This is a genomic window from Brachybacterium tyrofermentans (genome assembly GCF_039526165.1).
In the GTDB taxonomy this organism is placed as follows: domain Bacteria; phylum Actinomycetota; class Actinomycetes; order Actinomycetales; family Dermabacteraceae; genus Brachybacterium; species Brachybacterium tyrofermentans.
The window spans coordinates 234,148-259,677 of sequence record NZ_BAAAIR010000038.1 but is presented as its reverse complement, the minus strand read 5'-3'; the positions used below and the strand labels follow the sequence as shown (position 1 = coordinate 259,677).

General features: G+C 69.2%; 18 protein-coding genes. 8 read left to right on the top strand and 10 right to left on the bottom strand.

The features are described 5' to 3' along the window. Positions 1-32 precede the first annotated feature (32 nt). The 4 genes from xylA (at position 33) to ABD093_RS10725 (ending at position 7,339) form a co-directional block, all read left to right on the top strand. On the top strand, positions 33-1,226 hold the full coding sequence (gene xylA / locus ABD093_RS10740) for a xylose isomerase (RefSeq protein WP_193118691.1): 1,194 nt from the start codon (positions 33-35) through the stop codon (positions 1,224-1,226). A gap of 706 nt (positions 1,227-1,932) precedes the next feature. Then, positions 1,933-3,330 (top strand): xylulokinase, encoded by a 1,398-nt coding sequence (xylB, locus tag ABD093_RS10735; protein ID WP_343924385.1) that lies wholly within the window; start codon positions 1,933-1,935, stop codon positions 3,328-3,330. A gap of 293 nt (positions 3,331-3,623) precedes the next feature. Next, entirely contained in the window at positions 3,624-6,026 is a 2,403-nt protein-coding gene (locus ABD093_RS10730; RefSeq protein ID WP_343924383.1) for a glycoside hydrolase family 3 protein, read from the top strand. Continuing rightward, complete coding sequence (locus ABD093_RS10725) at positions 6,026-7,339, top strand: endo-1,4-beta-xylanase (RefSeq protein ID WP_193118694.1); 1,314 nt, start codon at positions 6,026-6,028, stop codon at positions 7,337-7,339. Before ABD093_RS10730 ends, ABD093_RS10725 begins: the two co-directional genes overlap by 1 nt. On the opposite strand, the gene ABD093_RS10720 is transcribed toward ABD093_RS10725, so the two are convergent. Further along, on the bottom strand, positions 7,299-8,000 hold the full coding sequence (locus ABD093_RS10720; RefSeq protein ID WP_343924381.1) for a DUF624 domain-containing protein: 702 nt from the start codon (positions 7,998-8,000) through the stop codon (positions 7,299-7,301). The genes ABD093_RS10725 and ABD093_RS10720 overlap by 41 nt on opposite strands. Before the next feature lie 541 nt (positions 8,001-8,541). On the opposite strand from ABD093_RS10720, the gene ABD093_RS10715 reads away from it, so the two are divergent. From ABD093_RS10715 to ABD093_RS10700, 4 genes are all read left to right on the top strand, one after another. Beyond that, on the top strand, positions 8,542-10,215 hold the full coding sequence (locus ABD093_RS10715) for an ABC transporter substrate-binding protein (RefSeq protein WP_193118696.1): 1,674 nt from the start codon (positions 8,542-8,544) through the stop codon (positions 10,213-10,215). Between the two features lie 34 nt (positions 10,216-10,249). Then, on the top strand, positions 10,250-11,224 hold the full coding sequence (locus ABD093_RS10710) for an ABC transporter permease (RefSeq protein ID WP_193118697.1): 975 nt from the start codon (positions 10,250-10,252) through the stop codon (positions 11,222-11,224). Between the two features lie 8 nt (positions 11,225-11,232). Beyond that, the gene (locus ABD093_RS10705; protein ID WP_343924458.1) at positions 11,233-12,159 is read left to right on the top strand and encodes a carbohydrate ABC transporter permease; all 927 of its coding nucleotides are present in this window, start codon (positions 11,233-11,235) and stop codon (positions 12,157-12,159) included. Between the two features lie 290 nt (positions 12,160-12,449). After that, the gene (locus ABD093_RS10700) at positions 12,450-13,499 is read left to right on the top strand and encodes a LacI family DNA-binding transcriptional regulator (protein ID WP_193118698.1); all 1,050 of its coding nucleotides are present in this window, start codon (positions 12,450-12,452) and stop codon (positions 13,497-13,499) included. Between the two features lie 66 nt (positions 13,500-13,565). Here the strand turns inward: ABD093_RS10700 and ABD093_RS10695 are convergent, their stop codons facing one another. The 9 genes from ABD093_RS10695 to ngcE all read right to left on the bottom strand — a co-directional run bounded on the left by ABD093_RS10695 (position 13,566) and on the right by ngcE (position 25,267). Beyond that, positions 13,566-15,239: an ABC transporter substrate-binding protein gene (locus tag ABD093_RS10695; protein ID WP_343924378.1), complete on the bottom strand. Its 1,674-nt coding sequence runs from the start codon at positions 15,237-15,239 to the stop codon at positions 13,566-13,568. A gap of 425 nt (positions 15,240-15,664) precedes the next feature. After that, complete coding sequence (locus tag ABD093_RS10690; protein ID WP_343924376.1) at positions 15,665-17,521, bottom strand: hypothetical protein; 1,857 nt, start codon at positions 17,519-17,521, stop codon at positions 15,665-15,667. A gap of 216 nt (positions 17,522-17,737) precedes the next feature. Then, a complete protein-coding gene (locus ABD093_RS10685) occupies positions 17,738-18,739 on the bottom strand; it encodes an acetylxylan esterase (protein WP_343924374.1) in 1,002 nt (333 codons plus the stop codon). A 152-nt stretch (positions 18,740-18,891) separates the two neighbouring features. After that, the gene (locus ABD093_RS10680) at positions 18,892-19,797 is read right to left on the bottom strand and encodes an ATP-grasp domain-containing protein (protein ID WP_343924372.1); all 906 of its coding nucleotides are present in this window, start codon (positions 19,795-19,797) and stop codon (positions 18,892-18,894) included. Between the two features lie 112 nt (positions 19,798-19,909). Then, positions 19,910-20,704, bottom strand: a complete 795-nt coding sequence (locus ABD093_RS10675; RefSeq protein ID WP_193115885.1) for an endonuclease/exonuclease/phosphatase family protein — start codon at positions 20,702-20,704, stop codon at positions 19,910-19,912. 157 nt (positions 20,705-20,861) lie between these two features. Continuing rightward, positions 20,862-21,794, bottom strand: a complete 933-nt coding sequence (locus ABD093_RS10670) for a MurR/RpiR family transcriptional regulator (RefSeq protein WP_343924370.1) — start codon at positions 21,792-21,794, stop codon at positions 20,862-20,864. 160 nt (positions 21,795-21,954) lie between these two features. After that, complete coding sequence (locus ABD093_RS10665; RefSeq protein WP_226849571.1) at positions 21,955-22,905, bottom strand: carbohydrate ABC transporter permease; 951 nt, start codon at positions 22,903-22,905, stop codon at positions 21,955-21,957. Next, entirely contained in the window at positions 22,905-23,825 is a 921-nt protein-coding gene (locus ABD093_RS10660) for a carbohydrate ABC transporter permease (RefSeq protein WP_343924368.1), read from the bottom strand. Before ABD093_RS10660 ends, ABD093_RS10665 begins: the two co-directional genes overlap by 1 nt. Next, a complete protein-coding gene (gene ngcE, locus ABD093_RS10655; RefSeq protein ID WP_343924366.1) occupies positions 23,825-25,267 on the bottom strand; it encodes an N-acetylglucosamine/diacetylchitobiose ABC transporter substrate-binding protein in 1,443 nt (480 codons plus the stop codon). Before ngcE ends, ABD093_RS10660 begins: the two co-directional genes overlap by 1 nt. Positions 25,268-25,530: the final 263 nt, after the last annotated feature.

Below are 25,530 nucleotides of genomic sequence, written 5' to 3'. Positions count from 1 at the left end.
ACAGACTGCTGTCCGTACAGAGGAGTTCGACCATGACTGCACCCACCCCCACCCGCGACGACAAGTTCTCCTTCGGCCTGTGGACCACGGGCTGGCAGGCTCAGGACCAGTTCGGCTCCGCCACCCGCCCGCCGCTCGAGCTGAGCGCGCACATCCGCAAGCTCTCCGAGCTCGGCGCCTGGGGCTTCACCTTCCACGACAACGACGTGGTGCCCTTCGACGCGACCCCCGCGGAGCGCCAGAAGATCATCGACCAGCTGAAGTCCGTCACCGACGAGACCGGCCTGGTCATCGAGATGGTCACCACCGACACCTTCGCCCACCCCGTGTTCAAGGACGGCGCGTTCACCTCCAACGACCGCGACGTGCGCCGCTTCGGCCTGCGCAAGGTCCTGGCCAACGTGGACCTCGCCGCCGAGCTCGGCGCGACCACCTTCGTCATGTGGGGCGGCCGTGAGGGCGCGGAGTACGACGGGTCGAAGGACCTCTTCGCCGCGCTCGAGCGCTACCGCGAAGGCCTGGACACCGTGGCCGGCTACATCAAGGACAAGGGCTACGACATGCGCATCGGCCTCGAGCCGAAGCCGAACGAGCCCCGCGGCAACATCTTCCTGCCCACCGTGGGCCACGCGCTGGCCTTCATCGAGCAGCTCGAGCACGGCGACATCGTGGGCATCAACCCCGAGACCGGCCACGAGCAGATGGCGACCCTGAACTACACCCACGGCCTCGCCCAGGCGCTGTGGAGCGAGAAGCTCTTCCACATCGACCTCAACGGCCAGCACGGCCCGATGTACGACCAGGACCTCGTGTTCGGCCACGGCGACCTGATCAGCGCCTTCTTCACCGTCGACCTGCTCGAGAACGGCTTCCCGTCCAAGCCCGGCGCCTACGTGGGTGCCCGTCACTTCGACTTCAAGCCCTCGCGCACCGAGCACGAGACGGGTCAGTACGACTCCGCCGCGGCCAACATGGAGATGTACCTGATGCTCAAGGAGCGCGCCCTCGCGTTCCGTCAGGACTCCGAGGTCCAGGAGGCGCTGTCGTACTCCGGCATCGACGAGCTCGCGCAGCCGACCCTCGCCGAGGGCGAGTCCCTCGCGGACCTGCTCGCGGATCGCTCCACCTTCGAGGAGTTCGACGCGGATAAGGCCGGCGAGCGCAACTTCGGCTTCGTGCGCCTGCAGCAGCTGGCCATGCAGCACCTGCTCGGCTTCCGCGCCTGATCCGGTGGGGGCGGGGCCGGTCGGGCGCGTCCGCCCGGCCGGCCCGGCCCCGCCCCGCTCCGCTGTTCCGCTCGGGCCCGTGCGGCCCCAGCTCTGCGCAGCCCGCGTGGCGTGGTCGTCGTATCCGGTGGCGGTATGTGTGCAGGCTCCCCGTATACGGGCCTGCCTGCACGCATACCGCCAGTCGAGGTGAGGGTGGCCCGTTCTCCCGGGTGGGCCCGGGCACGGCCGGCGCGGCTCGGCCGTCGCATCCGGTGGCGCTAGGTGTGCACGCTTCCCGTATGGGGGCCTGCCTGTACGTCTGCCGCCAGTCGATGCGCGGGTAGCCTGTTCGCCCGGCGCCCGGCGCCCGGCGCCCGGCGCCTGCAGTTCCTGCAGTTCCTGCAGTCCCTGCTGTTCCCGTAGTTCCTGCAGTTCCTGCAGTTCCTGCAGTCCCTGCCGATCCTGCCGTTGCTCGAGTGGCGCGCGGCGGGTGCCATAACCTGGTGGGGCAGCCGCAGCGCGCCTCTCGAGCATGTCGTCCGCCGTCGGGCGGCCCAGCGTCGTGGCCTCTCGCATGACCACGACGCACACGACCATTCGGCACTCATGACGCCACCCGCACTGGCGGCCCACCCGGCATCCATGACGCGACCCGCACGCACGGCCCACCCGCTCCCGACGCACACGACGCACTCCCGACGCACACCACGCAAAGGACCTCCTGATGGCACCCACGGTTCTCGGAATCGACTCCTCCACCCAGGCCACGAAGGCCCTGCTCGTCGACGCGGAGACGGGGGCGGTGCTCGAGGAGCGCCGCGCCGCGCATCCCGACGGCACCGAGGTGGACCCGCGTGCCTGGCTCGCGGCGGTCGACGAGGCCGCCGGGCCGCTGCTCGAGCGGGCCGACGCCGTGTCCGTGGGCGGTCAGCAGCACGGCATGGTGCTGCTCGACGCTCAGGGCGAGGTGGTGCGTGACGCGCTGCTGTGGAACGACACCCGTTCCGCGCCGCAGGCCGAGGCCCTGATCGAGGAGATGGGCGGCGCCGAGGCGTCGGTCGAGGAGATCGGCAGCCTGATGGTCGCCTCCTTCACCGCCTCGAAGCTGCGCTGGGTGCGCGAGAACGAGAGCGAGAATGCGCAGCGCGCTGCGAGCGTGCTGTTGCCCCATGACTACGTCTCCCGTCATCTCGCCGGTGGGGGAGAGGCCTTCACCGACCGCGGCGACGCCTCCGGCACCGCGTACTACTCCACCCGTACGGAGGAGTGGAAGCCCGAGCTGGTCGAGCTGGCCCTGGGCCGCTCCCTCGAGCTGCCCCGCCTGCCCGGATCGCCGCAGGAGATCATGGCCCGCACGCCCACGGGCGCCGCGATCGCCGCCGGCACCGGCGACAACATGGGGGCGGCGCTGGGCCTCTCGCAGAGCGAGGGCGACGTCTCCGTCTCGATCGGCACCTCCGGCGTGTGCGCGATGGTCAGCCCCACCCGCCCGAACGACGCCACCGGCTCGGTCACCGGCTTCGCGGACGCCACCGGCCGCTTCCTGCCGATGGCCACCACGATCAACGCCGCCCGCATCCTCGAGGCCGGTCGCGCCCTGCTCGGCGTGAGCCATGAGGAGATGGCCGAGCTCGCCCTGGCCAGCGCACCTGGCGCGCACGGCGTGACGCTGCTGCCCTACTTCGACGGCGAGCGCACCCCGAACCGTCCCGAGGCGCGCGCGACCCTCACCGGCATGAGCACCTCCACCACCCGGGAGGACATCGCCCGCGCCTACGTCGAGGGTCTGCTGTGCTCCCTGGCCGACGGCATCTCAGCGCTCGAGGACATCACCGGCACCGCCGCCGCCGGGATCACCCTGATCGGCGGCGCCGCCCGCAGCCAGGCGGTGCAGCAGATCGCCCCGGCGATCTTCGGGCGTGCGGTGACCATCGCTCCGACCGCGGAGTACGTGGCCCTCGGGGCCGCCCGCCAGGCCGCCTGGGCCCTCTCCGGCGAGCAGGAACCGCCGGCCTGGGAGCTCACCGGCAGCCGCAGCGTCGAGGCGGAGCCCACCCCCGAGGTGCTCGGCACCTACCGCGAGCTCAAGGAGCGCACCGCGGACTGGGCCGCCAAGGGCTGAGCCCGGACCGGCCCCGCCGACACGACGAGTCGACGACACGACGACACGACGACACGACGAAACGACGACACGACGAAACGACGACACGACGCAGAGCACCTCACCTGAAACTTTCAGGTGAGGTGCTTCGTCGTGCGGCCGCCACAACGCCCGGTGACCGGGCATTGACCCCACCCAGGTGCCTGCTCTAGCCTGAGGCGAACCGAAAGTGGACAGAAAGCTTTCAAAAACTGCCTAAAACTCGAGGTGCGCGGGAGCGCCGCCACCCCGTCGGCCGTGCGAAGGAGCACCTCATGACCGTTGCCCCGTGGAGAGACCCCAGCGTGAGCGTCGAGCAGCGCGTGGAGTCGCTGCTGGCCGATCTCAGCCCCGAGGAGAAGATCGCCCAGCTCGGCAGCTATTGGAAGCGGCCCGAAATCGGGGACGCCGAGGGCTTCGCACCCATGCAGTCCACCTTCGACGAAGGCCGCGACCCCTTCGAGGACGCCGTGCAGAACGGGCTCGGGCACATCACCCGCGCCTACGGCAGCGCACCGCTGACCTCGCAGGAGGGCGTCGAGAACCTGCGCCGCCTGCAGACCGCCGTCACCGCGGGCTCCCCGCACGGCATCCCGGCGATCGCGCACGAGGAATGCCTGACCGGCGTCATGGCCCATGAGGCCACCACCTACCCCGCCGCGATCGCCTGGGGAGCCTCCTTCGCCCCCGAGCTGATCGGCGAGATGGCCGCGCGCATCGGGTCGGACATGCGCGCGATCGGCACCCATCACGGCCTGTCCCCTGTGCTGGACATCGTGCGCGACTACCGCTGGGGCCGCATCGAGGAGACGATGGGCGAGGACCCGTATCTCACCGGCATCCTGGCCACCGAGTACGTGAAGGGTCTGCAGAACTCCGGGGTCATCGCGACCCTGAAGCACTTCGCCGGCCACTCCGCCTCCCGCGCGGGCCGCAACCATGCGCCCGTCTCCATCGGCCTGCGCGAGCTGCACGAGATCGACCTGGTGCCCTTCGAGATGGCCGTGCGCCTGGGCAAGGTCGGCTCCGTGATGAATTCCTACGCCGACATCGACGGCATCGCCCCGGCGGCCAGCCGCTGGATGATGACCGAGCTGCTGCGGGACACCTGGGGCTTCGAGGGCACCGTGGTCTCCGACTACTGGGCCGTGAACTTCCTCCAGTCCATGCACCGCGTCGTGGAGACCACCCGCGACGCCGCCGTGACCACCCTCCGCGCCGGGATGGACGTCGAGCTGCCCGAGACCAACACCTTCCCCGAGCTGCTGGACGCCATCGAGGCCGGCGAGCTCGAGGTCGAGGTGCTCGACACCGCCGTGCGCCGTGTGCTGCGCCAGAAGGTCGAGCTGGGCCTGCTGGACCCCGAGTTCGACCCCGCCACCACCGGCGAGGCCATCGACCTGGACCCCGCGGAGAACCGCGATCTCGCCCGGCGCGTGGCCGAGGAGTCCATCGTCCTGCTGCGCAACGAGTCCGCCGTGCTGCCGCTCGCGGCACCGGGCCGCATCGCGCTCATCGGCCCCAGCGCCGTCGAGCCGCGCAGCTTCCTGGGCTGCTACAGCTTCACCAACCACGTGTTCTCGCGCCTGGAGGACAACGGCACCTCGGTCGCCGTGCCCTCGCTCGCCGAGAGCCTGACCGCCGAGTTCCCGAATTCCACCGTCACGACGGTCGCCGGGACCGACTTCACCGGCACGTCGACCGACGGCATCGCCGAGGCCGTCACCGCCGCCGAGGCGGCAGACGTCGCCGTGCTCGCCGTCGGTGACATCGCAGGCCTGTTCGGTGCGGGCACCTCCGGGGAGGGCTGCGACGTCGCCGACCTGCAGCTGCCCGGCGCCCAGCATGAGCTCGTCGAGGCCGTGCTCGCCACCGGCACCCCCGTCGTGCTGGTGCTGGTCACCGGCCGGCCCTACGCGCTCGGCGCCTACGTCGACCGCTGCGCCGCCATCGTGCAGGCGTTCATGCCCGGCGAAGAGGGCGGCAGCGCGCTCGCCGGTGTGCTCTCCGGCCGGGTGAACCCCTCCGGTCGCCTGCCGATCGGGATCCCCGGCGGCATGGGCGGCCAGCCCGGCACCTACCTCGCCCCCGTGCTCGCCTGGGTCAGCGACGGCATCTCGAACATCGACCCCCAGCCGCTGTTCCCCTTCGGCTTCGGCATCGGCTACACCCGCTTCGAGTACTCCGACCTGGACCTCTCGTCCGCAGAGATCGCGGCCGACGGCACCGTGGAGATCGCGGCCACCGTCACCAACGTGGGCGATCGCGACGGCAAGGAAGTCGCCCAGCTCTACCTCAGCGACCCGGTCGCCTCCGTGGTGCGCCCGCTCAAGCGCCTCGTCGGCTTCACCAAGATCGCCCTCGCCGCCGGGGAGAGCGCCCGCGTCACCTTCAGCCTCCACGCCGACCGCACCTCGTTCCTCGGTGAGGACTACCAGCGGATCGTCGAGCCCGGTGAGTTCCGCGTGCGGGTGGGCTCCTCGAGCGAGGACATGCGGCACGAGGGATCCTTCCGGATCACCGGCGCGGTGCGCGTGGTCGGCGACGGAGAGCGGGTGCTCGACACCCCGGTGAGCATCGCCCCGGTGCGTGGCGGGCAGACGGCCTCGCCGTCCGCGTCGGTCACTGCAGGGGCCCCCGCCGGGACCGCAACCGCGAGTGTCTCCGAGGGGCTCTGATGACCACCCCGTCCGGACCCGCACGGAGGGCCCCGGCGCAGGCTCCGTCGGCCCCGCAGGCCGCGTCGACTCTGTCAGCCCCGTCGGCCGCGTCGTCTCCCGGGGACCGTCTGGAACCGATCCAGCTGCAGGTCGTGGACGCCGACGGCGCTCCGCGACCGGGAGCGTCGGTCACGGTGGAGCAGGCCCGGCACGCCTTCGGCTTCGGCTGCACCGCCTTCGCGCTCGCGCAGCCCGGCGACCAGCCCGCCGCCGAGCTCGAGCGGCTGTGGCTGGACCTGTTCGACACCGCGACGCTGCCCTTCTACTGGCGCTGGTACGAGCAGACTCCCGGGGCCACCGACGCGGACCGCCTGCGGGCCCTGGCCACGCACCTCCGCCACCGCGGTGTGCGGATCAAGGGCCATCCGCTGCTGTGGCACACCCTCGCCCCGACCTGGCTGCAGGAGAAGGACGACCAGGGTGTCGAGGACGCGATCCGCGCGCGGATCACCCGTGAGGCAAGCGGGTTCGCCGGGCTCGTCGACCAGTGGGACGCGATCAACGAGACCGTCATCCTGCCCGTCTTCGAGGCCGAGGAGAACGCGGTCACGCGCCTGGCGCGGGCCCGCGGCCGGATGCACGTCATCCGCCTCGCGTTCGAGACCGCCCGCGCCGCGGACCCCACAGCGCGCCTCGTGCTCAACGACTTCGACCTCACCCCCGCCTACGAAGAGGTCATCGAGGAATGCCTCGAGGCGGGCGTGCAGATCGACGCGATCGGTCTGCAGACCCACATGCATCAGGGGTATCGGGGCGAGGAGCAGATCACCGAGGTGCTCGAGCGCTTCTCCCGCTTCGGCCCGCCCCTGCAGATGACCGAGACGACGCTGGTCTCCGGCGACCTCATGCCCGCCCACATCGGCGATCTCAACGACTATGTGGTCGACTCCTGGCCCTCGACGCCCGCGGGCGAGGAGCGCCAGGCCGACGAGCTCGTGCGCCACTACCGCACCGTGCTCGCGCACCCGGCCACGGAATCGCTCACCTATTGGGGGCTGGACGACGCCTCCGCCTGGCTCGGCGCCCCCGCGGGTCTCGTGCGGGCCGACGGGACCCCGAAGCCGGGCTATCACGCATTGCGGGAGCTCATCCGTGAGCAGTGGTGGGTCCCTCGCGGCGAGCACCGGGCCGACGAGAACGGCGTGGTCCACCTGCAGGGATTCGCCGGCGACTACACAGTCGAGACCGACGGGCAGGTGCGCGAGGTCACCGTGCCGCGCGGGGGGCTCCTCAGCCAGCAGGTGCCGGCACCGGCTCCTCGTCGGGACTGACGAAGCGCTCTCGGAGGAGCCGGGCGACCGGCTTCTCCGAGTGCCACAGGGCCACCGTGAGCAACGAGCCGGCCAGCAGGAGCATGAAGCTGCCGATGAACTGCACGAGCCCGAGCGTGAGCACCCCGAGGGAGAGCAGGGCGAGCGTCGAGAGCGGCTTCGTGAGCAGGGTGAACACCGAGAGCCGGAGCACGTCGACGAGGCGGAAGCTGAAGTTCGACACGATCGTCAGCGCACGTACCAGGACCAGCAGGACCAGCGCCCCGAGCGCCAGGAAGGCGGCGTTGAAGCTCGCCGTGCCGAGCTGGGCCCCGAAGGTCACGTTCGCCGAGAGAATCCCGAGCACGAGCACCGCCGGCACCCCCACCTTGAGGCTGTCCAGGAGGTTCAGCCGGTAGCCGCGCAGGAAGCGCGAGGCGGGGACCAGGTCAGGATCCTCGGACCGCCGGCGCCAGGCATAGAGCGCCGCGGAGACCGCCGGCACCACCGGCAGGGTGGCGACGACCAGCAGCAGGACGCTGCTCGGCTCCGCCGTCAGCAGCGTCCAGGCGAGGATCGTGGGGGAGCAGGCGACCACCAGGAGCACGTCGATCGTGACGAGCCAGTAGACCCACTCGGTGACACCGGTGAGCACGCTGCGGTTCTGTCGGACGGACGTCATCGGGCCTCCTTCAGGGCGGGCTGCAGTGCGGGCCGCCGGGGTGCGAGGCGCGGTGCGGCGCGCCCGGCAGCACTCCTCGGTATCGCTCCAGTATCGCCTCCAAAACAGAAACTTTCGATTGATTGTTCTGCGATGATACGCAACTGTTACCTCCAGTTCAGGCGTTCCGGGAGAGCGCTCTCAGGGATTGTGATGAGAACCTGCAGGTGAACGCATTGTCGAGGCGCGGGCGGCGGAGATTCTCACGTGATAGCGAAGCCCTTGACCAGCATCACAGTGAGAGTTAAGTTAAGTTGCGCACCGAAACTTCAGCGAAAGTCTAGGTACGCTTTCCTGCCGCACTACGACGCGCGGCAGTCAGCTCTTCGGAACAGGGTGCGGTCGATCATCGACGCCCTGCTCCCCCGAGGTCCGATCCGGATGCCGCCCAGGACGGGCGCAGCATCACTCCATCGGAACCAGCAGTGCCTGCAGTCCCTGCTCCACCTGTTCAGCCGGCCGCTCCCTGCGGTGCGGCCATGATCTCGACGAGGAGACGGCTATGACGACGTCGCACCCCTTCCATCTTTCGCAGACCCGCCGCAGTTTCGTGGGGCTCTCCGCAGCGGCCTTCGGGACGCTCGCCCTGGCCTCCTGCGGCTCCGACTCCGGAGAGGAGGTCGACGTCGAGTCCCAGAACGTGGGAGCGATGGACGACTACGCCGCGGACGCGCAGTTCACGGCCACCGAACCCTTCGAGGTCAGCATGCTGTGGACCGACTGGCCCGAGGTGCCGGTCGAGGACTCCTGGCGGATCTTCGAGCTCATCAAGGAGCTCACCAACGTCGAGATCACGCTGACGCACATCCCCTTCAGCGACGCGACCGAGAAGCGCAGCCTGCTCATCAGCGCCGGTGACGCGCCGACCCTGATCCCGCTGGTCTACACCGGTGAGGATGCCCCGTTCGTCTCCTCCGGCGCCGTGGTGCCGCTGAGCGACTACGCGGACAAGATGCCGAACTTCCAGAAGTACATCGAGGAGTGGGAGCTCTCCGAGATGATCAACAACCTCAAGCAGGCCGACGGCAAGTACTACATGGTGCCCGGCCTGCAGGAGGTCTCCGTCCCGGCGTTCAGCCTGGTGATCCGCAAGGACATCTTCGAGGAGGTCGCCGGCGCGGTGCCCAACACCTGGGAGGAGGTCCACGAGGGGCTCAAGCTGATCAAGGAGAAGTACCCCGACTCCGTACCGCTGGCGGACGGCTTCGAGGCCCAGTCCATGCTCAACTATGCCGCGCACGGCTTCGGGACCAAGGCGGGCTGGGGCTTCGGCGACGGGGCGGTCGAGGGCGCAGACGGCAAGCTCGTCTACGCGGCGACCACCGACGAGTACAAGCAGCTCGTGGACTACTTCCGCGGCCTGGTCGAGGACGGCCTGCTGGACAAGGAGTCCCTCACCGCCTCCAACGACGGCAGCGGCGCCGCGGGCGTCGACGAGAAGTTCGCCAAGGAGCTGTGCTTCGCCGCCTCGGGCTCCTCCGGCACGGCGATCGAGTTCGCCACCGCGCTCGACGCGACAGTCGGCGAGGGGAACTACTCCATCACGCTCATCCCGCCGCCCGGCGGTCCCGCCGGGGACATGGTCGAGCCCCGCAACTTCTGGCACGGCTTCATGCTCAGCTCGGAGATCACGAAGTCGGAGAACTTCCTGGCCACGCTGCAGTTCGTGGACTGGCTCTACTTCAACCCCGAGGCGCGCGACATGCTGCGCTGGGGCGAGAAGGACGTGACCTACACGAAGGCGGACGACGGCACGATCGAGCTCGACGACGGGTACTCGTTGGACGACTACGCGATGAACGCCGGCGCCGAGACCGATATCAAGATCGACCTCGGCTTCTCGACCTTCCCGGCCGAGGCCACCGAGTCCCGGGCGCTCAAGGAGTCCTACAGCACGCCCGAGTTCGTCCAGTACATCGACGACGTGCTGAGCACCCGCACCCCGCGCGACCCGTTCCCGCCCACTCCGATGGATGAGACCGAGCTCGAGCAGGCCTCGCTCCTGGCGACCCCGATCAAGGACGCCGTGGACACCGCGACGCTGCAGTTCATCATGGGCGAGCGCGACATGGGGGAGTGGGATGCCTTCGTCGGCGAGCTGGAGGCGGCAGGCGTGGACCGGTACCTCGAGCTGCTGAACACCGCCAAGGACCGTTTCGTCGAGGCCAACGGCTGAGCGGGCTCGGTCAGCAGACGGAACGGGTGGTCACATGACCCTGGCACAGACACGGGACGTCGCGGCGCAGGAGCCTGCGTCGCGGCCCCCGACCCCGAAGCGCAGGCCGGGACGGTGGAAGCGGTCGCTGCGGCGCGACTGGCCGCTGTACACCTTCGCGATCGCGCCGCTCATCTTCCTGGCGATCTTCCGCTACCTGCCGATGCTCGGCAACGTCATCGCCTTCCGCCGGTTCCGACCGGGCGGGAACATCTTCGGTGACGAGTGGGTGGGAATGCTCTACGTGGATATGTTCATCCACGACCCCGCCTTCTGGAACGTCTTCACGAACACGGTGATCATCGGCGGCATGACCCTCGTGGTCTGCTTCCCGCTGCCGATCATCCTGGCGCTCATGCTCAACGAGGTGCGGCGCACGCACTTCAAGAAGATCGTGCAGTCGATCAGCTACCTCCCGCACTTCCTCTCGGTCGTGATCGTGGTGGGCATGGTCTACCAGCTGCTGTCCCTGCAGGGCACGGTCAACCAGATCACGGAGGCCTTCGGCGGGGACGCGGTGTCGTTCCTCCAGAAGCCCGAGTGGTTCCGGTTCATCTACGTGGCCTCCGAGGCCTGGCAGACCGTCGGCTGGGGCACGATCCTGTACCTCGCCGCGCTCACCGCCGTGGACGACGGCCTCTACGAGGCGTCGCGCATCGACGGGGCGAACCGCTGGCAGCAGACCTGGCACGTCACGATCCCGGGGATCCGGCCGACGATGGTCACGCTGCTGATCCTCAACATCGGCAACTTCCTCAACGTCGGGTTCGAGAAGGTCCTGCTGCTCTACAACCCCATGACCTACTCGACCGGCGACGTCATCTCGACGTATCTGTACCGCGTCGGCCTGGTGTCGAACAATCTCAGCTATGCCGCGGCCATCGGCCTGTTCCAGGCCATCATCGGCTTCGCCATGGTCATGTCCGCGAACTTCATCTCGAAGCGATTGGTGGGGACGAGCCTGTGGTGATCGAAGCAATGGCCCCGGACGCGCCCCGTGCGGCGCCCGTCAAGGCCCGGACGTCCCGTATCAAGGACTCCACCTCGTACAAGGTCTTCACCGTCGTCAACATGACGGTCCTGGTGCTCATGTGCGCGGTGATGCTCTATCCGTTCGTGATGCTGCTGGCGCAGTCGTTCAGCTCGGCCGGGGCGATCAATGCCGGCAAGGTGAGCATCTTCCCGGTGGACTTCAACATCGAGACGTACAAGGCGGTCGCCGACAACGGCGCGTTCTGGCGCAGCTACGGCAACACCGTGGTCTACACCGTGATCGGCACGACCATCGCGATGGTCCTGACCACGACCTACGCCTTCGTGCTGTCCAAGAAGCACCTCAGGGGGCGCGGGCTGCTCATCGGCATCGCCGTGTTCACGATGTTCTTCAACGGCGGCATCGTCCCGAACTACGTCCTCATCTCCTCCCTGGGGATGAAGAACACGATGTGGGCGGTGATCCTCCCGCCGGCGCTGTCCGTCTTCAACCTGCTGGTCATGAAGGCCTTCTTCGAGAATCTCCCCACGGAGCTCGAAGAGGCGGCGCACATCGACGGCCTCACCTGGTTCGGGATCTTCTTCCGCATCGTGCTGCCGCTGTCCAAGGCGGTCATCGCGACGATGGTGCTGTTCTACTCGGTGCAGTACTGGAACGACTGGTTCGCCGCGTTCCTGTACCTGGACAAGACGGATCTGTTCCCGGTGACCCTGTTCCTGAGGAACTTGATCGCCGGCGCCTCCACGGCGGCCTCCGAAGGGGCCGCGGCCTCCGGGGCGAGCGTCAGCGACATCAACGCCAACATCCAGTCGGTGACGATGATCCTGATCCTCATCCCGATCCTGTGCGTGTACCCGTTCGTGCAGCGGTACTTCGTCTCCGGGATCATGCTCGGCTCCGTGAAGGGCTGATCTGCTCCGCCGACGGGGCGGTCGTCCAGCCTGCGGGCCCGGCGCCCGCCCCGTCGTTCGTCGGGTCACCCGGGAACGGGCCCTGGCGGGCGCTCGCCGCCTTCGACCGTTCGGTCTCCGAGGTCGAGCCAGCGCGTCTCGAGGACTAAAATAGTCCGAAAGTGTCAGCGAAACATCAAAGGTTGTTTAGGCTGGACCCTGAGTGCTCCGCGGCCGCGGGGTCGGGCCCGACTATCCTCCGGGGAGTCGGTGCTGAGGACGGTGCTGTGTCGAGAGGTGAGGGTGTGGACATGCCAGAGGATGCTGCCCGGCAGGGCCGGGTCACCCTGAAGGACGTCGCCGAGAAGGCGGGGGTCTCGCTGGCGACCGCCTCGAAGGTGATGAACGGTCGCGCGGACGTGCGCGACTCGACGCGCCAGGAGGTCGCCGAGGTGGCCCGAGAGCTCGGCTATCAGCCGAAGCGACGCGATACCGACCGTCGTCGCTCGGTGATGATCCACTTCGACACGCTCACGAGCCCGTACGCGCTGCAGGTGCTCGAGGGTGCGGAGCGCGCCGCCCGTCGGGCCGACGTGGACCTGCTGGTCATCAGCGTCGACGAGCGCGGCGAGGGCTATGCCGGGCCCACGCGCGCGCAGATGGCGGACATCGCAGCGCGCGGCATCGAGGGTCTCATCGCCGTCACCTCCCCGATCGGGACCCAGCATGCCCGCTGGAGCAAGGACCTCAAGCTGCCGCTCATCGCCGTGGACCCCGTGACGATCGGCCCGGACACCAAGGGCGTCGTCACCATCTCGGCGACCAACTGGGAGGGCGGGTCGCTCGCCGTCCAGCACCTCCTGGACCTCGGTCACCGACGGATCGGCATCATCGGCGGGCCCGAGGGCTCCGTCCCCGCCCGGCAGCGGGTGCAGGGCTATCACAGCGCCCTCGCGCAGGCCGGGATCCCGGTGGACCCCGCGCTCATCCAGCACGGATCCTTCGGCTACGAGGACGGCCAGCGCAATGCCGAGAAGCTGCTGCGGCTGCCCGAGCCTCCCACCGCGATCTTCGCCGTCGCGGACACCCTCGGCGTGGGCGCCCTGCGGGCGGCCCGGCAGCTGGGCGTGAGCGTCCCCGAGGAGCTCAGCGTGGTCAGCTTCGACGACACGATGATCGCCAGCTGGACGCATCCCCAGCTCACCGCCGTGCGTCAGCCGCTGTTCTCGATGGGGCAGGTGGCCGTGGAGCGGCTGCTCGCGCTCTCCTCGGACCCGGGGCTGTTCGCCCACCCGTTCAAGCTCGAGACGCACCTGGTGCAGCGGGAGTCGACGGCGCCTGTCTCCCCGCAGGGTTCCTGACCACCGGCCGTGCACCGCGAGCGAGGCGCTCGCGGTGCACGGGCCGGAAGGGCGCGAGCGGAGGACTCAGCCCTTCTTCTCGACGAACCGATCGCGTGCGGTGTTGATCAGGTCCACGTAGGCGGGCAGGCCGGCGGCCTCGAGCTCCTGGCCGAACGCCTCCCACTCGCTCATGTCCCGTTCCCCCATGATGAACTGCAAGGTGGCGGTGTCCACGGCGTCCTTGATCGGGGTCGCCATCAGCGACGCCTGCTCCAGCTCGCCCTCCTCCAGCGGGGCGGGGGCCCAGGGCGGCATCGATTCCAGACTCTCGAGCACCCCGTCGATATAGGCGGTGAAGTCCTCGGAGTTGTAGGACTGCTTCAGCGATCGGGACTCGGTGGCCTCGGCCAGGTAGGTCGAGAAGCCGAGATCCTTGAGGATGTCGGTCCCGGCGCCGGTGTTCAGCTCGAAGCTGTCCAGGGAGTACCCCTCGTTCAGGATGATCGTGCCGTCCTCCGCCGTCGCGTAGGTCTCGCCCTCGATGCCCCATCGGGTCATCTCGCGGGCGTCGGGGTTGAAGTACAGCCAGTCCATGAACTGCAGGATCGCCAGGAAGTTCTCCGACGAGGCGATCTCGGAGTTCAGCATGAACCCGTGCCAGAAGTTCTTCGGGCCCATGATGTTCCCGCCGGGGCCGGCGGGCGGCGGGATGAGCTGCAGCTCGTAGTTCCCCTCCCCGAGGGTCTCGTCCATGGCCTGGGCGAACTCGAAGACCGTGCCCGAGGAGCCCGAGGCGGCGAAGCAGGTCTCCTGGGCGAACTTCGCGTCGATGCCCGCGGCGCCGCTGCCGTCGTTCGCAGCGGTCAGGGACTCGGGGTCCAGCAGCCCCTCCTCGACCAGGCTGCGGTAGTACTCGATCATCGCCTTGTACTCGTCGGAGGTGGCCGCGTACGTCATCGGGCCGTCGTGGCCGCCCATCATGCCGTCGCCGAAGCCCCAGCCGGCACGGGTGTTGAAGGCGTAGCCGCCGTAGTTGATGAGCGACTGGCCCTCGAAGCCGTCGGCCAGGGGCAGCGAATCGGGGTACTTCTCCTTGATCGCCGCGAGGCCCTCATGCACCTCGTCCCAGGTGGTGGGGACGCCGATGCCGATCTCCTCCCAGACATCCTTGCGGATGATGAGGGAGAACGAGGGAACCCAGACCTCCTGCAGGCCGGGGAGCATGTAGTACTTCCCGTCGGCCTGGCGGATGTTGTCCAGCATCTCGCTGAGCGCCCACTCCTCGACGTACTTGCGGAAGTTGGGCATGTGCTCGATGTAGTCGCTCATCGGCAGGATCGCGCCGGAGGAGACGAACTGGGTCTCATCGCCGCGGTAGATCAGCGGGATCACGCTGGGGGCGTCCCCCGCGCTGAGGAGCAGGCTTCGCTTCTCCACGTTGTCGCTGAAGGGGACGTGCGTGAGCTCCAGCTCGACGTTGGTGAGCTCCTTGATGTGCTCGAACACCTGCCAGGTGTCCTTCACGGGGTTCTCGGGCCAGTCGGTCCACAGGATCGAGAGGGTGATCGGCTCGGTGGCGGTGAACTGCTGGTCCGCCTCGAAGGAGTCCATCGCTCCGACGTTCAGGGTCGAGGGGTCGGCGGCGTCCTCGGGGGAGCTGCTGCCGCACGAGGCGAGCGCGATGGTGCTGAACGCCGCGGCGCTGAGGCCGACGAAGCGGCGGCGGCTGGTGAGAGGGCCTGGGGTCGGACGGGTCATGAGGGACTCCCGGTGTGGCTCGAAGATGTCGATCAGCGAGGAGGGCCCAGTGCCGCTCCCCGGAGCACGGCCCGCACGGTGGTACCGGCCATGGACTGCGACGGCCGATGGTGGCGTCGCTGCCACAGCCCGGCGTCCCCTGAAAAGGAAAGGAAAGTTTCCGAAAAAGCGGAAACTCGATTCAGGTGGATTGAGGGTAGAGACTCCGGCTGTTTCCGTCAAGCGCTCTCCCAAAGCGCGTGGTGCCCGCGGTATGCAGTCCGTGGTCAGGGAACTTCTCGGATCTTTGCCGTGACGCGCACGGAAAGCTTTTAAGAAAGTTTTGGACTGCTGTGAGGCCGCCGTGCATCCGGTGAATGGGGTGAGGTCGAGGCGGGTTGGACCAAGGCCAGGGCCAGGGCCAGGGCCAGGGGCCGAGGTCGGCGTCAGGGTCGGGAGTCGGTGCTGATGCGCAGCCGCAGGCTGAGCGGTGCCCCTGTCGATGCCGGGATCAGGAGCACCTTCCCGCTCGGCTCATCGCTGGCGCCGAGGAACGAGTAGGCCTCCCCGGGGTCGTAGAACGCCCGCCCGCCGAGTGCTCCCTGTGCGCTGATGTCGAGGCGCTCCCCGGCGCTGACCAGCTGGCAGGCGGCCTGGGCGCGGCCGTCCTCGAGGGACGTCGCCGCAGCTCCTCCGGCCCGAGGGTCCAGGACGTGCCTGCCCCGCTCGTCGCGGCACAGCGATGCGTCGTCCCCGTCCGTGACGACGTCTCCGCCGTCCAGGGCGAGCAGCAAGCAGATCGGAGTCCGGGGGCCCTCGAACTCCCAGTGCAGATCGAGGCTCCCGGGGCCGAGCGAGGCGGTCATCGAGGTGCTCAGGCTGACGAGGTCGGCCGGGCGGTGAGAGAAGTCCATGGCGGCGGCGAAACGTCCGTTGAACTCGAGGGCATAGTCCCCCGCGGGATCGAGGTCCGGCGCCCGGAGCGGGTGGAAGTACTCGGCGGCGATCCGCTCCTGCAGGGAATAGCGGTGCCGCTTCTCCGCATCGTCCGCCAGGCGTCGAGGTGGGCCGGGTCGCAGCGGGCCCAGGGAGAAGAAGTCCCGGGAGAGGCGCAGCTCGCGGATCCCCAGCGTCGTGCCGAGGAAGCGCGCGACGGTGGACTGCGAGGAGCTCCCGGAGGTGACCCGTCCGAGCGCAGCGGTATCGGTGCCCCCGAACAGCACCGTCGAGGACACCCCGTGATCCACCCGCGCCAGCGCCGAGTCGCCCAGCTCCACCACCTCGGGGGATTCCGGGGTGGGTGCCGGTGCGGCTGGCGGAAGCGGAGCGAGCACCGAGGGGTCGTCCGCAGCCAGGGCGAGCAGGGTCAGCACGTCGTCGGCCCCGGCGCGCGAGGCCGTGCGCACGGCGGCGCGAGCGGTGAGTGGGTCACCGGTGCGGGCGGCATGCGCTCGGAACCAGGGGTGCATGGCTCCCCCGTCGAACGGGGCGAACTGGTCCTGCCGGCGGGAGGCCAGGGTCTCGATGAGTCCGCGCGCATCGGTGAGCTCGGCCTGGACCCGCGTGGCCCGATCCGCGGCCCGCGTGAGATCTGGACGCTCCAGGATCCTGCCCAGCGCCAGCAGGGCCGGAACCGAGACGTGCGCCGCGTAGTTCGCGCTGCGCTCGGAGAACAGGCCGTCCGTCTGCAGATCCACGCCCTCTGCGAGCCACTGCTCGGCGCGCTCGAGCGCCGCCCCGTCGGCCTGCGCCTCCCAGAGCCGAGCCAGCGCCGAGGCGATCTCCCAGCGATGGTTCGGGGTGTGGACCCCTCCGTGGAGCAGCGCCGGGGTCACGGCGCCCAGCACCAGATCCAGCGGCTCCTGCAGTGCGGAGAGCGGGTGCGCCGTCGTGCTGGAGTCGACCGACCGACGAGCGATCTCGACCCTCGCCCACGCCAGATCGTTCACCGTGAACGCCGAATCCGGTGGGGAGTCGACGTTGTCGCCGCCCCGGAAGGTGCCGGAGGGGTTCTGCAGCTCGCGGAGCCTGTCCAGCGCCGAGGCGGCGGCGTCGACCAGGGGCGCCATGGGGTCGACCAGCGGCGCGGCGGGCACGCCATGGTCGGGATGCCCCGTCGGCGAGAGCAGCACGGCATCGCGCACTACACGGCCCAGCGCCCGATGGCCGCCGCGGACGAGCACCGATCGGGATCGTTCGGGGAGGTCGCGAGCTGCGCCGACGAGCAGCTCGGTATGAGCTGCGGGCAGCCCGACACGATCGGGGGCGGGCGGTGCGGAACCTGAGGGGGGCGAGGCGGGCACGTGCGTGATCCTCTCGAGAGGTCGGGTCAGTCCTTCAGACCGGAGTTGATGTCGGAGTTCATGATCTGACGACGGAACACCAGGAACAGCAGCACCATCGGGATCAGGGAGATCACCGAGGCGCCCAGGAGCACCGCCCAGTCGATGTTCTCTGCGCCGTTCGAGCCCGTGCTCCGGCTGCGGAGAGCTCCGATCGCCCTGGTCGGGCCGGCCGGGTCAGCGGATGGTCGCGGCGACCGGCATCCGCTCGCGCAACCAGGCGAGCTGCACCATGCTCTGGGTGGCCGCGCCGCCCTCGTGGTTGTTGAAGGGGTAGACCTCGATGTCCTTGCTCGGGGTCGCGCCGCTCAGGCCGGCGTAGTGGTTGTACGCCGCGAAGACCGTCGAGGGCGGGCAGGTCATGTCGCGCAGCGCCGCCGAGAAGAGCGTGTCGGCCCGGGCCCGCCGCGCGAGATGCACGACGTCGACGTACCGCAGGGTGTTCTCCACGGCGGCCTCGCGGCCTCGGTTCACGGCGAGATAGCGGACGATCTCCTGATAGGGATCGGCATCGGTGATGTCCATCGCCCGACGGATCTGGCACAGGAACGGCACGTTCGCCATCACCGCCTCGACGTCGGGCACCAGGCTGCCGGCGGCGATCGCGAGCCCGCCGCCCTGGCTGCCGCCCGTGACCACGACGCGCCCGTCGGCGCCCGGGAGCGCGCGGGCCGCATCGACCGCGCGCGCGGCGTCGGTCATGAGCCGCGTGAGGTACGAGGTCTCGGGGGATTCGATGCCGCGGGTCATGGATCCGGGGGCGGCGGGGCCGGAGCCGACGGGGTCCGGGGTGTCGCCTCCGGAGCCCCAGCGGCTGCCCTGGCCGCGGGTGTCCATCACCAGGTGCCCGTAGCCGGCGCTCGGCCACAGCAGGTGCTCGATCGGTTCCGAGCGCCCGCCGCCGTACCCGATGTACTGCACGACCACCGGCAGCTCGGTCTCGACGCCGGCCGGGCGCAGGTACCAGGCGCGGATCGGCGCTGCGTCGTGCCCGGCGAAGGTGACGTCCCAGGTGTCCACGAGGGACAGCCCGGTCTCCACGGGCCGGATCTCGAGGATCGGCTCGACGGTGCGGGCGCGATCCAGCGTGCCCGCCCAGAACTCGTCGAGGTCGGCCGGCTCGTCGAGCTCGGGGAGGTACTCGCGCAGAGCGGGGAGCGGGAGGTCGTACAGCGGCATCGAAGGCCCTTTCAGGACTGAGGGTGGGGGAGCAGCTCGAGCGGTGCGCCTGGTGCCAGGGCGAGCACACCGACATCACCAGGGTCGATTCTCGCCCCGGACGCCCCGTCCTGTCCGGAGATCAGCTCAGGTCCGTCGGCACATACGGCCGATCAGGGTGTGTCCAGTCTTGCGAGGATCGCGTCGGCGAAGGTCTCCGTGACCTCGGGGACCAGCGGCAGGTTGAACAGCGGCTCGAAGAGCTCGGCTTCGAGCAGGACGAGTCCGTGCTCCGCAGACTCCACGGTGTCGATGCGCCCGTAGAGCGGCGTGGGCACGCCGGTGACCTGGGAGATCGCGGACAGCGTCTGTTCGGCGAAGGCCTTCTCCTGCGCTGTGGCCTCGACGACGACGGGCCGCTCCTGATAGATGCCCCCGCGCAGTCCGCCGCCCTGGGCGAGCAGGGCACCCTTGGAGATCGCATGGGTGAAGTGCCCGTCCACCGCGTAGAGCGCCTTCTCGTGCCCTGCGGACAGCTCGGGCACCTCGGGCTGCAGCATCGCGACGCCCTCGGAGGCCAGGATCTGCTCGCCCAGGGCCAGGGCGGCGGGGTCCGTGGCCGAGAACAGGCCGACGAGCTGGGACCCTGCGCCGACGGTGGGCTTCACGACCACGCTCGCGGCGCGGCTCGTGAACTCGTCGAGGGTCCGGACGAAGGAGCCGATGTCCCGGTGATAGGTCGCCGGGATGACCGCCACTCCGGCGTCCTCGAGCTGCGCGAGATACCGCTTGTCCATGTTCCAGCGCACCAGGTCGGGCTCGTTGAGCACGTGACTGCTCGACGCGGCGAGGTCCAACCAGCTCTCGAACTCCTCCGGATGGAGGGCGTAGTCCCACGGGCTGCGGATCACGAGCAGGTCGAAGGACGTCCAGTCGACATCCGGACTGCGCCACGGGGTCATCTCCGCGTGGACCCCTCGCCGGGTCAGCGCCTCCACGAGCGGCACCGCATCGAGGGAGGTGTCGGTCTCGATGCCGGCGGGCTGCGGATGGGCGACGACGATGCCGATACGGGTCATGGGGCCGAGCGTAGTGCGGTGCCCAGCATCCGACAGCCGGTGCCCGGTGCCCTGCGCGTGATGGTGGGTGTCGGGCACCTGGCGTGCGGAAGCGTCAGCTCTGATGGGTCGGTCAGCTCTGATGGGCCAGCAGCTCGAGGTGCGCGTGAACGGGCAGGTGATCACTGGGGAAGACCCCGTCGAGGCGGAAGTCGTCGATCCGTGCCGCGGCGACGCGGACGTCCTGGCTCAGCAGGATCCAGTCGATGCGGACGTCGGACTCCTCGACCTCCCCGAAGAAGGGGAAGGTGCCCCACCCCGGGCTGAGGTGCTCCTCGGCGGCGAGCCAGGAGTCCTGCAGCCCGTAGTCCTCGACGAGGACCGTGTAGGCGGGGGAGCGGCGGGCGATCGAGTTGAAGTCACCGGTGGTGATCGACGGCAGACCGAGCAGACGGAACTGCTCGAGATGGTCCGAGATCAGCTGCGCCCCCTTCGTCTTCGCCTGGGTGATCACATGGTCGAGATGGGTGTTGATATGCCCGAACTCCAGGCCGCTGGCCCGATCGCGGAAATGTGCCCTCACCGCCGTGCGGGGGCGGGCGTTCCCCCAGGTCGCGGAGCCGATCTCGCGAGGTCGGTCCGAGAGCCAGAACTGGTTCCAGCCCAGCAGCTCGAGGCGATCGGTGTTGTAGAGGATCGGGTTGATGAGGCCGTCGCTGCCGCCGGACTCCGCCATGCCGATCGACCGGTACGTCGGCCCCAGCCCGCGTTCGATCGGCCCGTAGGTCCAGGCCTGCATCTCCTGCAGTCCCAGCAGGTCCGGGCGATCTGCGGCCAGCATCGCCTCGATCGCCGGGGCGCGGTCCTCCCAGTGGCCGGGGTCGCCGGGGGAGGACGAGTCGGTCTGGAAGAGGGCGTTGAAGCTCATCACGTGCAGACGGGAGGCCGGCGCGGCCTCGGTGGCGGCGAGGTGGGGCGCGGCGAGGCCGGATGCGGCAAGGCCGGAGGCAGCAGGGTCGGAGGAGATGACGTGCTCCTGGGGTCGGCGGATGCGGGGCAGGGAGGGGCGGGGGCGTGGCAGCGCCTCACCAGTAGCGGTCGAGCGCCTCCTCGACGGAGCTGAGGGCGTCGACGGATCGCTCGTGATGGCCGACCACGACGCCGGAAGCGAGGCAGTCCACGAGGAAGGTCTCGGAGATCCTGCTGTTCAGCGTGCCGGTGCGCAGCGGGGTGGAGTCCTGGACAGCGAGCAGCACATGGTCGGCCACGACGGCCCCGGGGGATCGCGAGAGGCGAGTGATCAGCACCGTGACGCAGCCGCGGCGCTTCGCCTCCGTGAGGGGCGGGATGCATTCGCTCTCGGTGCCGGTGTCCGAGACCACCACGAGGACGTCACCGGGCCGGGCCGCGGCCAGCCCGATCACGGCCGACGGCGGATCGTGGAAGCTCGTCGCGGGGATCGAGAGGCTGCGGAGCTTGTGCTCGAGCGACACCGCGATCGCATGCGCCGATCCGGCGCCGATCGCGTACACATGGCTGGCGTCGCCGAGTGCCCCGATCACGGTCTCGAAGGAGTCCTGGTCCAGCAGCCGTGCGGTCTCCTCCATGGATCGTGCCCCGAGCAGGGCGAGGCGGGAGACGAGGTCGGGCAGCGGCGTCTGGGCGGTGATGTCCCCGGAGAGGCTCGGCACTGGTCCCTGATCGGACCGCTGCGCCGCCAGCGCGAGCTCCATGCGCAGGCTGGAGAAGCCACTCACCCCCAGAGCCCGGCAGAGCCTGGTCACCGAGGCGGCCGAGGACCCGGCCCGTGCCGCGTAGTCCGTGATGGTCATCCTCCCCACCTCCGCGGGGGACTCCAGCGCGACCTGGGCCAGCTGCCGGAGCTGCGGCGGCAGGGTGGGCAGCTCCGCCCGGAGGACGGCGAGGATCGGGAGCGGCCGGGGTGCCTGAGCGCTCGGTGCACCCTCGTCGTGGGCGGGACGCGGCGGCGAGGTCGCATCGGGATCGACGGATGACATCAGTGTCGGGGCCTTCCTGTGCTGGGGGCCCACCTGTGGCGATGCACGGTGCAGGGAGACCGGTGTGCGGCGGGGTGGGTGCCCATCATCCCAGGACAGGGGCTGTCAGGAGTCTGGTTCGGAGCATGCCGCATCGCCGGCGGGGTCATCCCGGAGCACCTCACTTCAGGGCACCGGCGGTCAGGCCCTGCTGTACCTGGCGCTGGAAGAGGATGTACACGATGAGCACCGGGACCATCGAGATGAGCAGCCCGGCGAAGAGCTGCGCCATCGACGTCGGGGAGGTCTCGTAGTTCTCGCCGAGCGCCAGGGCGGCGAGTCCTTGGCTGAGCACGTAGTTCGAGCGCTCCTCGTCCTGCTGCGGGTTCAGCACCACGGGGATCAGGTACTGGTTCCACTGTCCGAGGAAGTTGAACACGGCGATCGAGATCAGGCCGGGCCGAGCCAGGGGGAGCATGATCCGGAAGAACACCCCGAAGTGGCCGGCACCGTCGATGAACGCCGCCTCGGACAGCTCCTCGGGCAGCGAGCGGAAGAACGCGGTGAGGAAGAAGACCGAGAACGGGAGGGAGAACGCCGCGTAGACGAGGATCAGGCCGACGGGGGTGGCGAACAGCCCGAGCGACTGCACGATCTTCACCAGCGGCACGATGGCGAGGAACACCGGGAAGGTCATGCCGGCGAGATACAGGTAGTACAAAGCGCGGCTGCCCCGGAACGGGTACTTCGCCATCACATAGGCCGTCATCACGGCCAGCAGCATGGTCAGGCCGACGCCGCCGGCCACGACCACCACGGTGTTCAGGAAGAACGCGCTGATGTTGGATTCGGTCCACGCGTCGACGTAGACCCCCACCCGCAGCTCGGAGGGAGGCCCGAACGGGCTGTTGTAGATCTCCACGTTGGTCTTGAGGGAGGACATCAGCATCCACACCAGGGGCACTGCGACCACGAGCGCCCAGGGGACCAGGAACAGCTGAGGGATCAGCGCGGCCACGCGGGATGAGCGGGATGAGCGGGAGGGGCGCGAGCCCTTCGGCACTCTGTGCGCGGGCGTCGCAGGACGTGGGTCCGGTGCAGGACGATCCGTCATGAGGGGCTGGGTGCTCATCAGTACTCGTACTCCTCGCGCTTGGTCAGTCGGAAGGTCACCAGGGCGAGCGCCACCGAGCCGAGCATCATCACGGTGCCCATGGCGGCGGCGTACCCGAACTGCGAGTTCAGGGAGAACGCCGTGCGGTACAGGTACGTCGACATCACGTCTGCTCCGAAGTCGGCCGCGGTACCCGTCTGTGACATGACCGCGACCAGCGCGAACGAGTCGATCGTGCCGATCGCGAGGTAGATGAACGCCGTCTGCACGTGGGACCAGATCAGCGGCAGGGTGACGTGGAGGAAGCTGCGCAGCCTCCCGGCCCCGTCCAGGGCGGCGGCCTCGAACAGCTCGTCGGGGACCCGCCCCATGGCGGAGAGGAACAGCACCATGTAGAAGCCGACGGAGGACCACACAGCGGCCACGGCGATGGCCAGCAGGATGAACCGCGGATTGCCGAGCGGGCCGTTGGGCACCACGGTCAGCAGGTCCAGGCCCACCATGGACAGCAGCCCCTGCAGCAGGCCGCCGCGCGAGGCGTAGACGTAGCTGAACAGGATGCCGATGATCACGACCGGCACGACCTGCGGGAAGAAGAACAGGATCCGGTACAGGTCCCCGCCCGGGGTGGCGCGGAGGTTGCCCGCACCGCCCCGGGTGATCAGGGACGCGAACAGCAGCGCCAGCCCCAGCGTGAACACCGGGATCACCACCAGGAGCGCGACGTTGTGCCAGACGGAGCGCCACCACGACCCGTCCCCGAGCAGGCGGAGGTAGTTGTCCAGCCCGATGTAGGTCAGATCGGGGGTGAACCCGGTCCAGTCGGTGAAGGAGATCTGCACGCCCTGGGCGAAGCTGGACAGCACGAACACCGTGTACAGCACCAGGCCGGGCACGGTGAACGTGACGATCAGCCGCCACTGTCCGCGCTTGTGCATCAGCGGGTCTGCTTCGCGATCGCGTCGTCGGCCTTCGTCGCGTCGGCCTTCTTCTGGCAGCGGTCCAGGAATCCGTCGACGTCCAGGTCCCCGAGCACCAGCGCGGTCAGCGCCGCGCGGATCTCCTCGACCATCGAGGGGTACCAGGAGTCGAACTTCACGGGGGCCCAGGGCTCGACGGCGTTGGACTTGTCGATCATCTCGGTGATGGTCGCGAAGGCCGGAGAGAGCTCCTGGCCCTCATGGGCGCCCTTGACCATCGTGACCGAGTTGGTGAGCTTCGCGTAGTTCTGCGAGGCGTCCTTGCTGAGCAGGGCGCGGAGGAACTCGAAGGCGGCGGGCTGGTTGGCTGCGTCGGCCGGGACGTACCAGCCGGCCCCGGGGTTGTTGGGTGTGAGGTCGGCCAGCGACTCATCTGGCGCGGGCAGCGCGGTCGCGGTGAGCTCGAAGCCCTCGGGGATCGCAGATTTCATCTCGTTCTCGAGCCAGGCACCGACCGGGATGAAGGCCGCTTCGTGGTTCAGCCAGGCCGTCTGCGACTGGATGTGGGTCATCTGGGCGACGCCGGGGAGGATCAGCTCGTCCGTTCTGAGCTGGAGCAGAGCCTCCGCGGCCTCACGGATCGCGCTCTGCTGCCAGGCCCCGTCCTCGAGATTGTCGACGTTCTTCCAGACCTCCTGGCCGCCGATCTTCGCCACCAACGGCTGGAACACGCCTTCATCGAAGTAGTTGGCGTTCATGCCCGTGAATGCCCACGGATAGATGCCGTCGGCCTTGATGGTGGCCGAGAGGGTCATCAGCTGGTCCCAGGTGCGCGGCATCTCCCAGCCCTTGCCCGCGAACAGCGCCGCGTCGTGCCAGATCGCCCAGGCGTACTGCACGGTGTTGAGCCCGACGAGCTGGTCCGCGACCATGCCCGCCTCGCGCACGCCGGGGTTGAGGCTCTCCTCCACGGTGATCGCGGGGTCGTCCCAGCTGGGCGCGGCCAGGAGGTCCTCGAGGGAGGCGAGCTGATCGTTGGTGGCCAGCGAGTTCACGTCCAGCGCGCCGGCGCCGGAGTTCTGGAACAGATCCGGCGGAGACTGGTTGACGAACTGCGGCTGCAGGGTGCTGAGGTCCTCGGCGCGCACGATCTTCGTGGTCACCTCGGGGCGCTCCGTCGCGAAGAGGTCCTGCGTGAAGTCGAGGTGGGGGACCCCGGTGCCGCCGTCGAAGACGAACGCGGTGAACTCCCCGCCGTCCACGCCGAAGGGGTTGTCCTCACTGGTCGCGGCGGCCGGTCCCGCCTGCTCGGAGCCGCCGCTCGCGCCGCCGGTGGCGCAGGCCGAGAGCCCGGCGACGCCCAGGGCTCCGGCGAGACCCAGGAAGGAGCGACGGGAGGAGGGTAGTGCGGAGGTGCGTGGGGAACGAGAGGAGCGGGAGTCAGAGAGGGGGATAGACATGATGACCTTTCGACGTCCTTGAACGGTGACGACTCCACGGTGAGCCGCTTCCATGGCCTGCTGGTGTCACGTAGATGAAAATCTAGCCCTCTACTGAGGGGTAACGTGCAAATTCTTTTCATCCCATCGTGCCCCGGGGATGCGGGGCTCGTGATGGGAGGGTCGCGAGGCCCTGGTCGGGGCGCAGAACGCCGGGATGGTCGCGACCGAAAATCCCGTTCGTCAGGCCGTGCAGGGCTGAATGGTGCATGTTCATGCGGAGC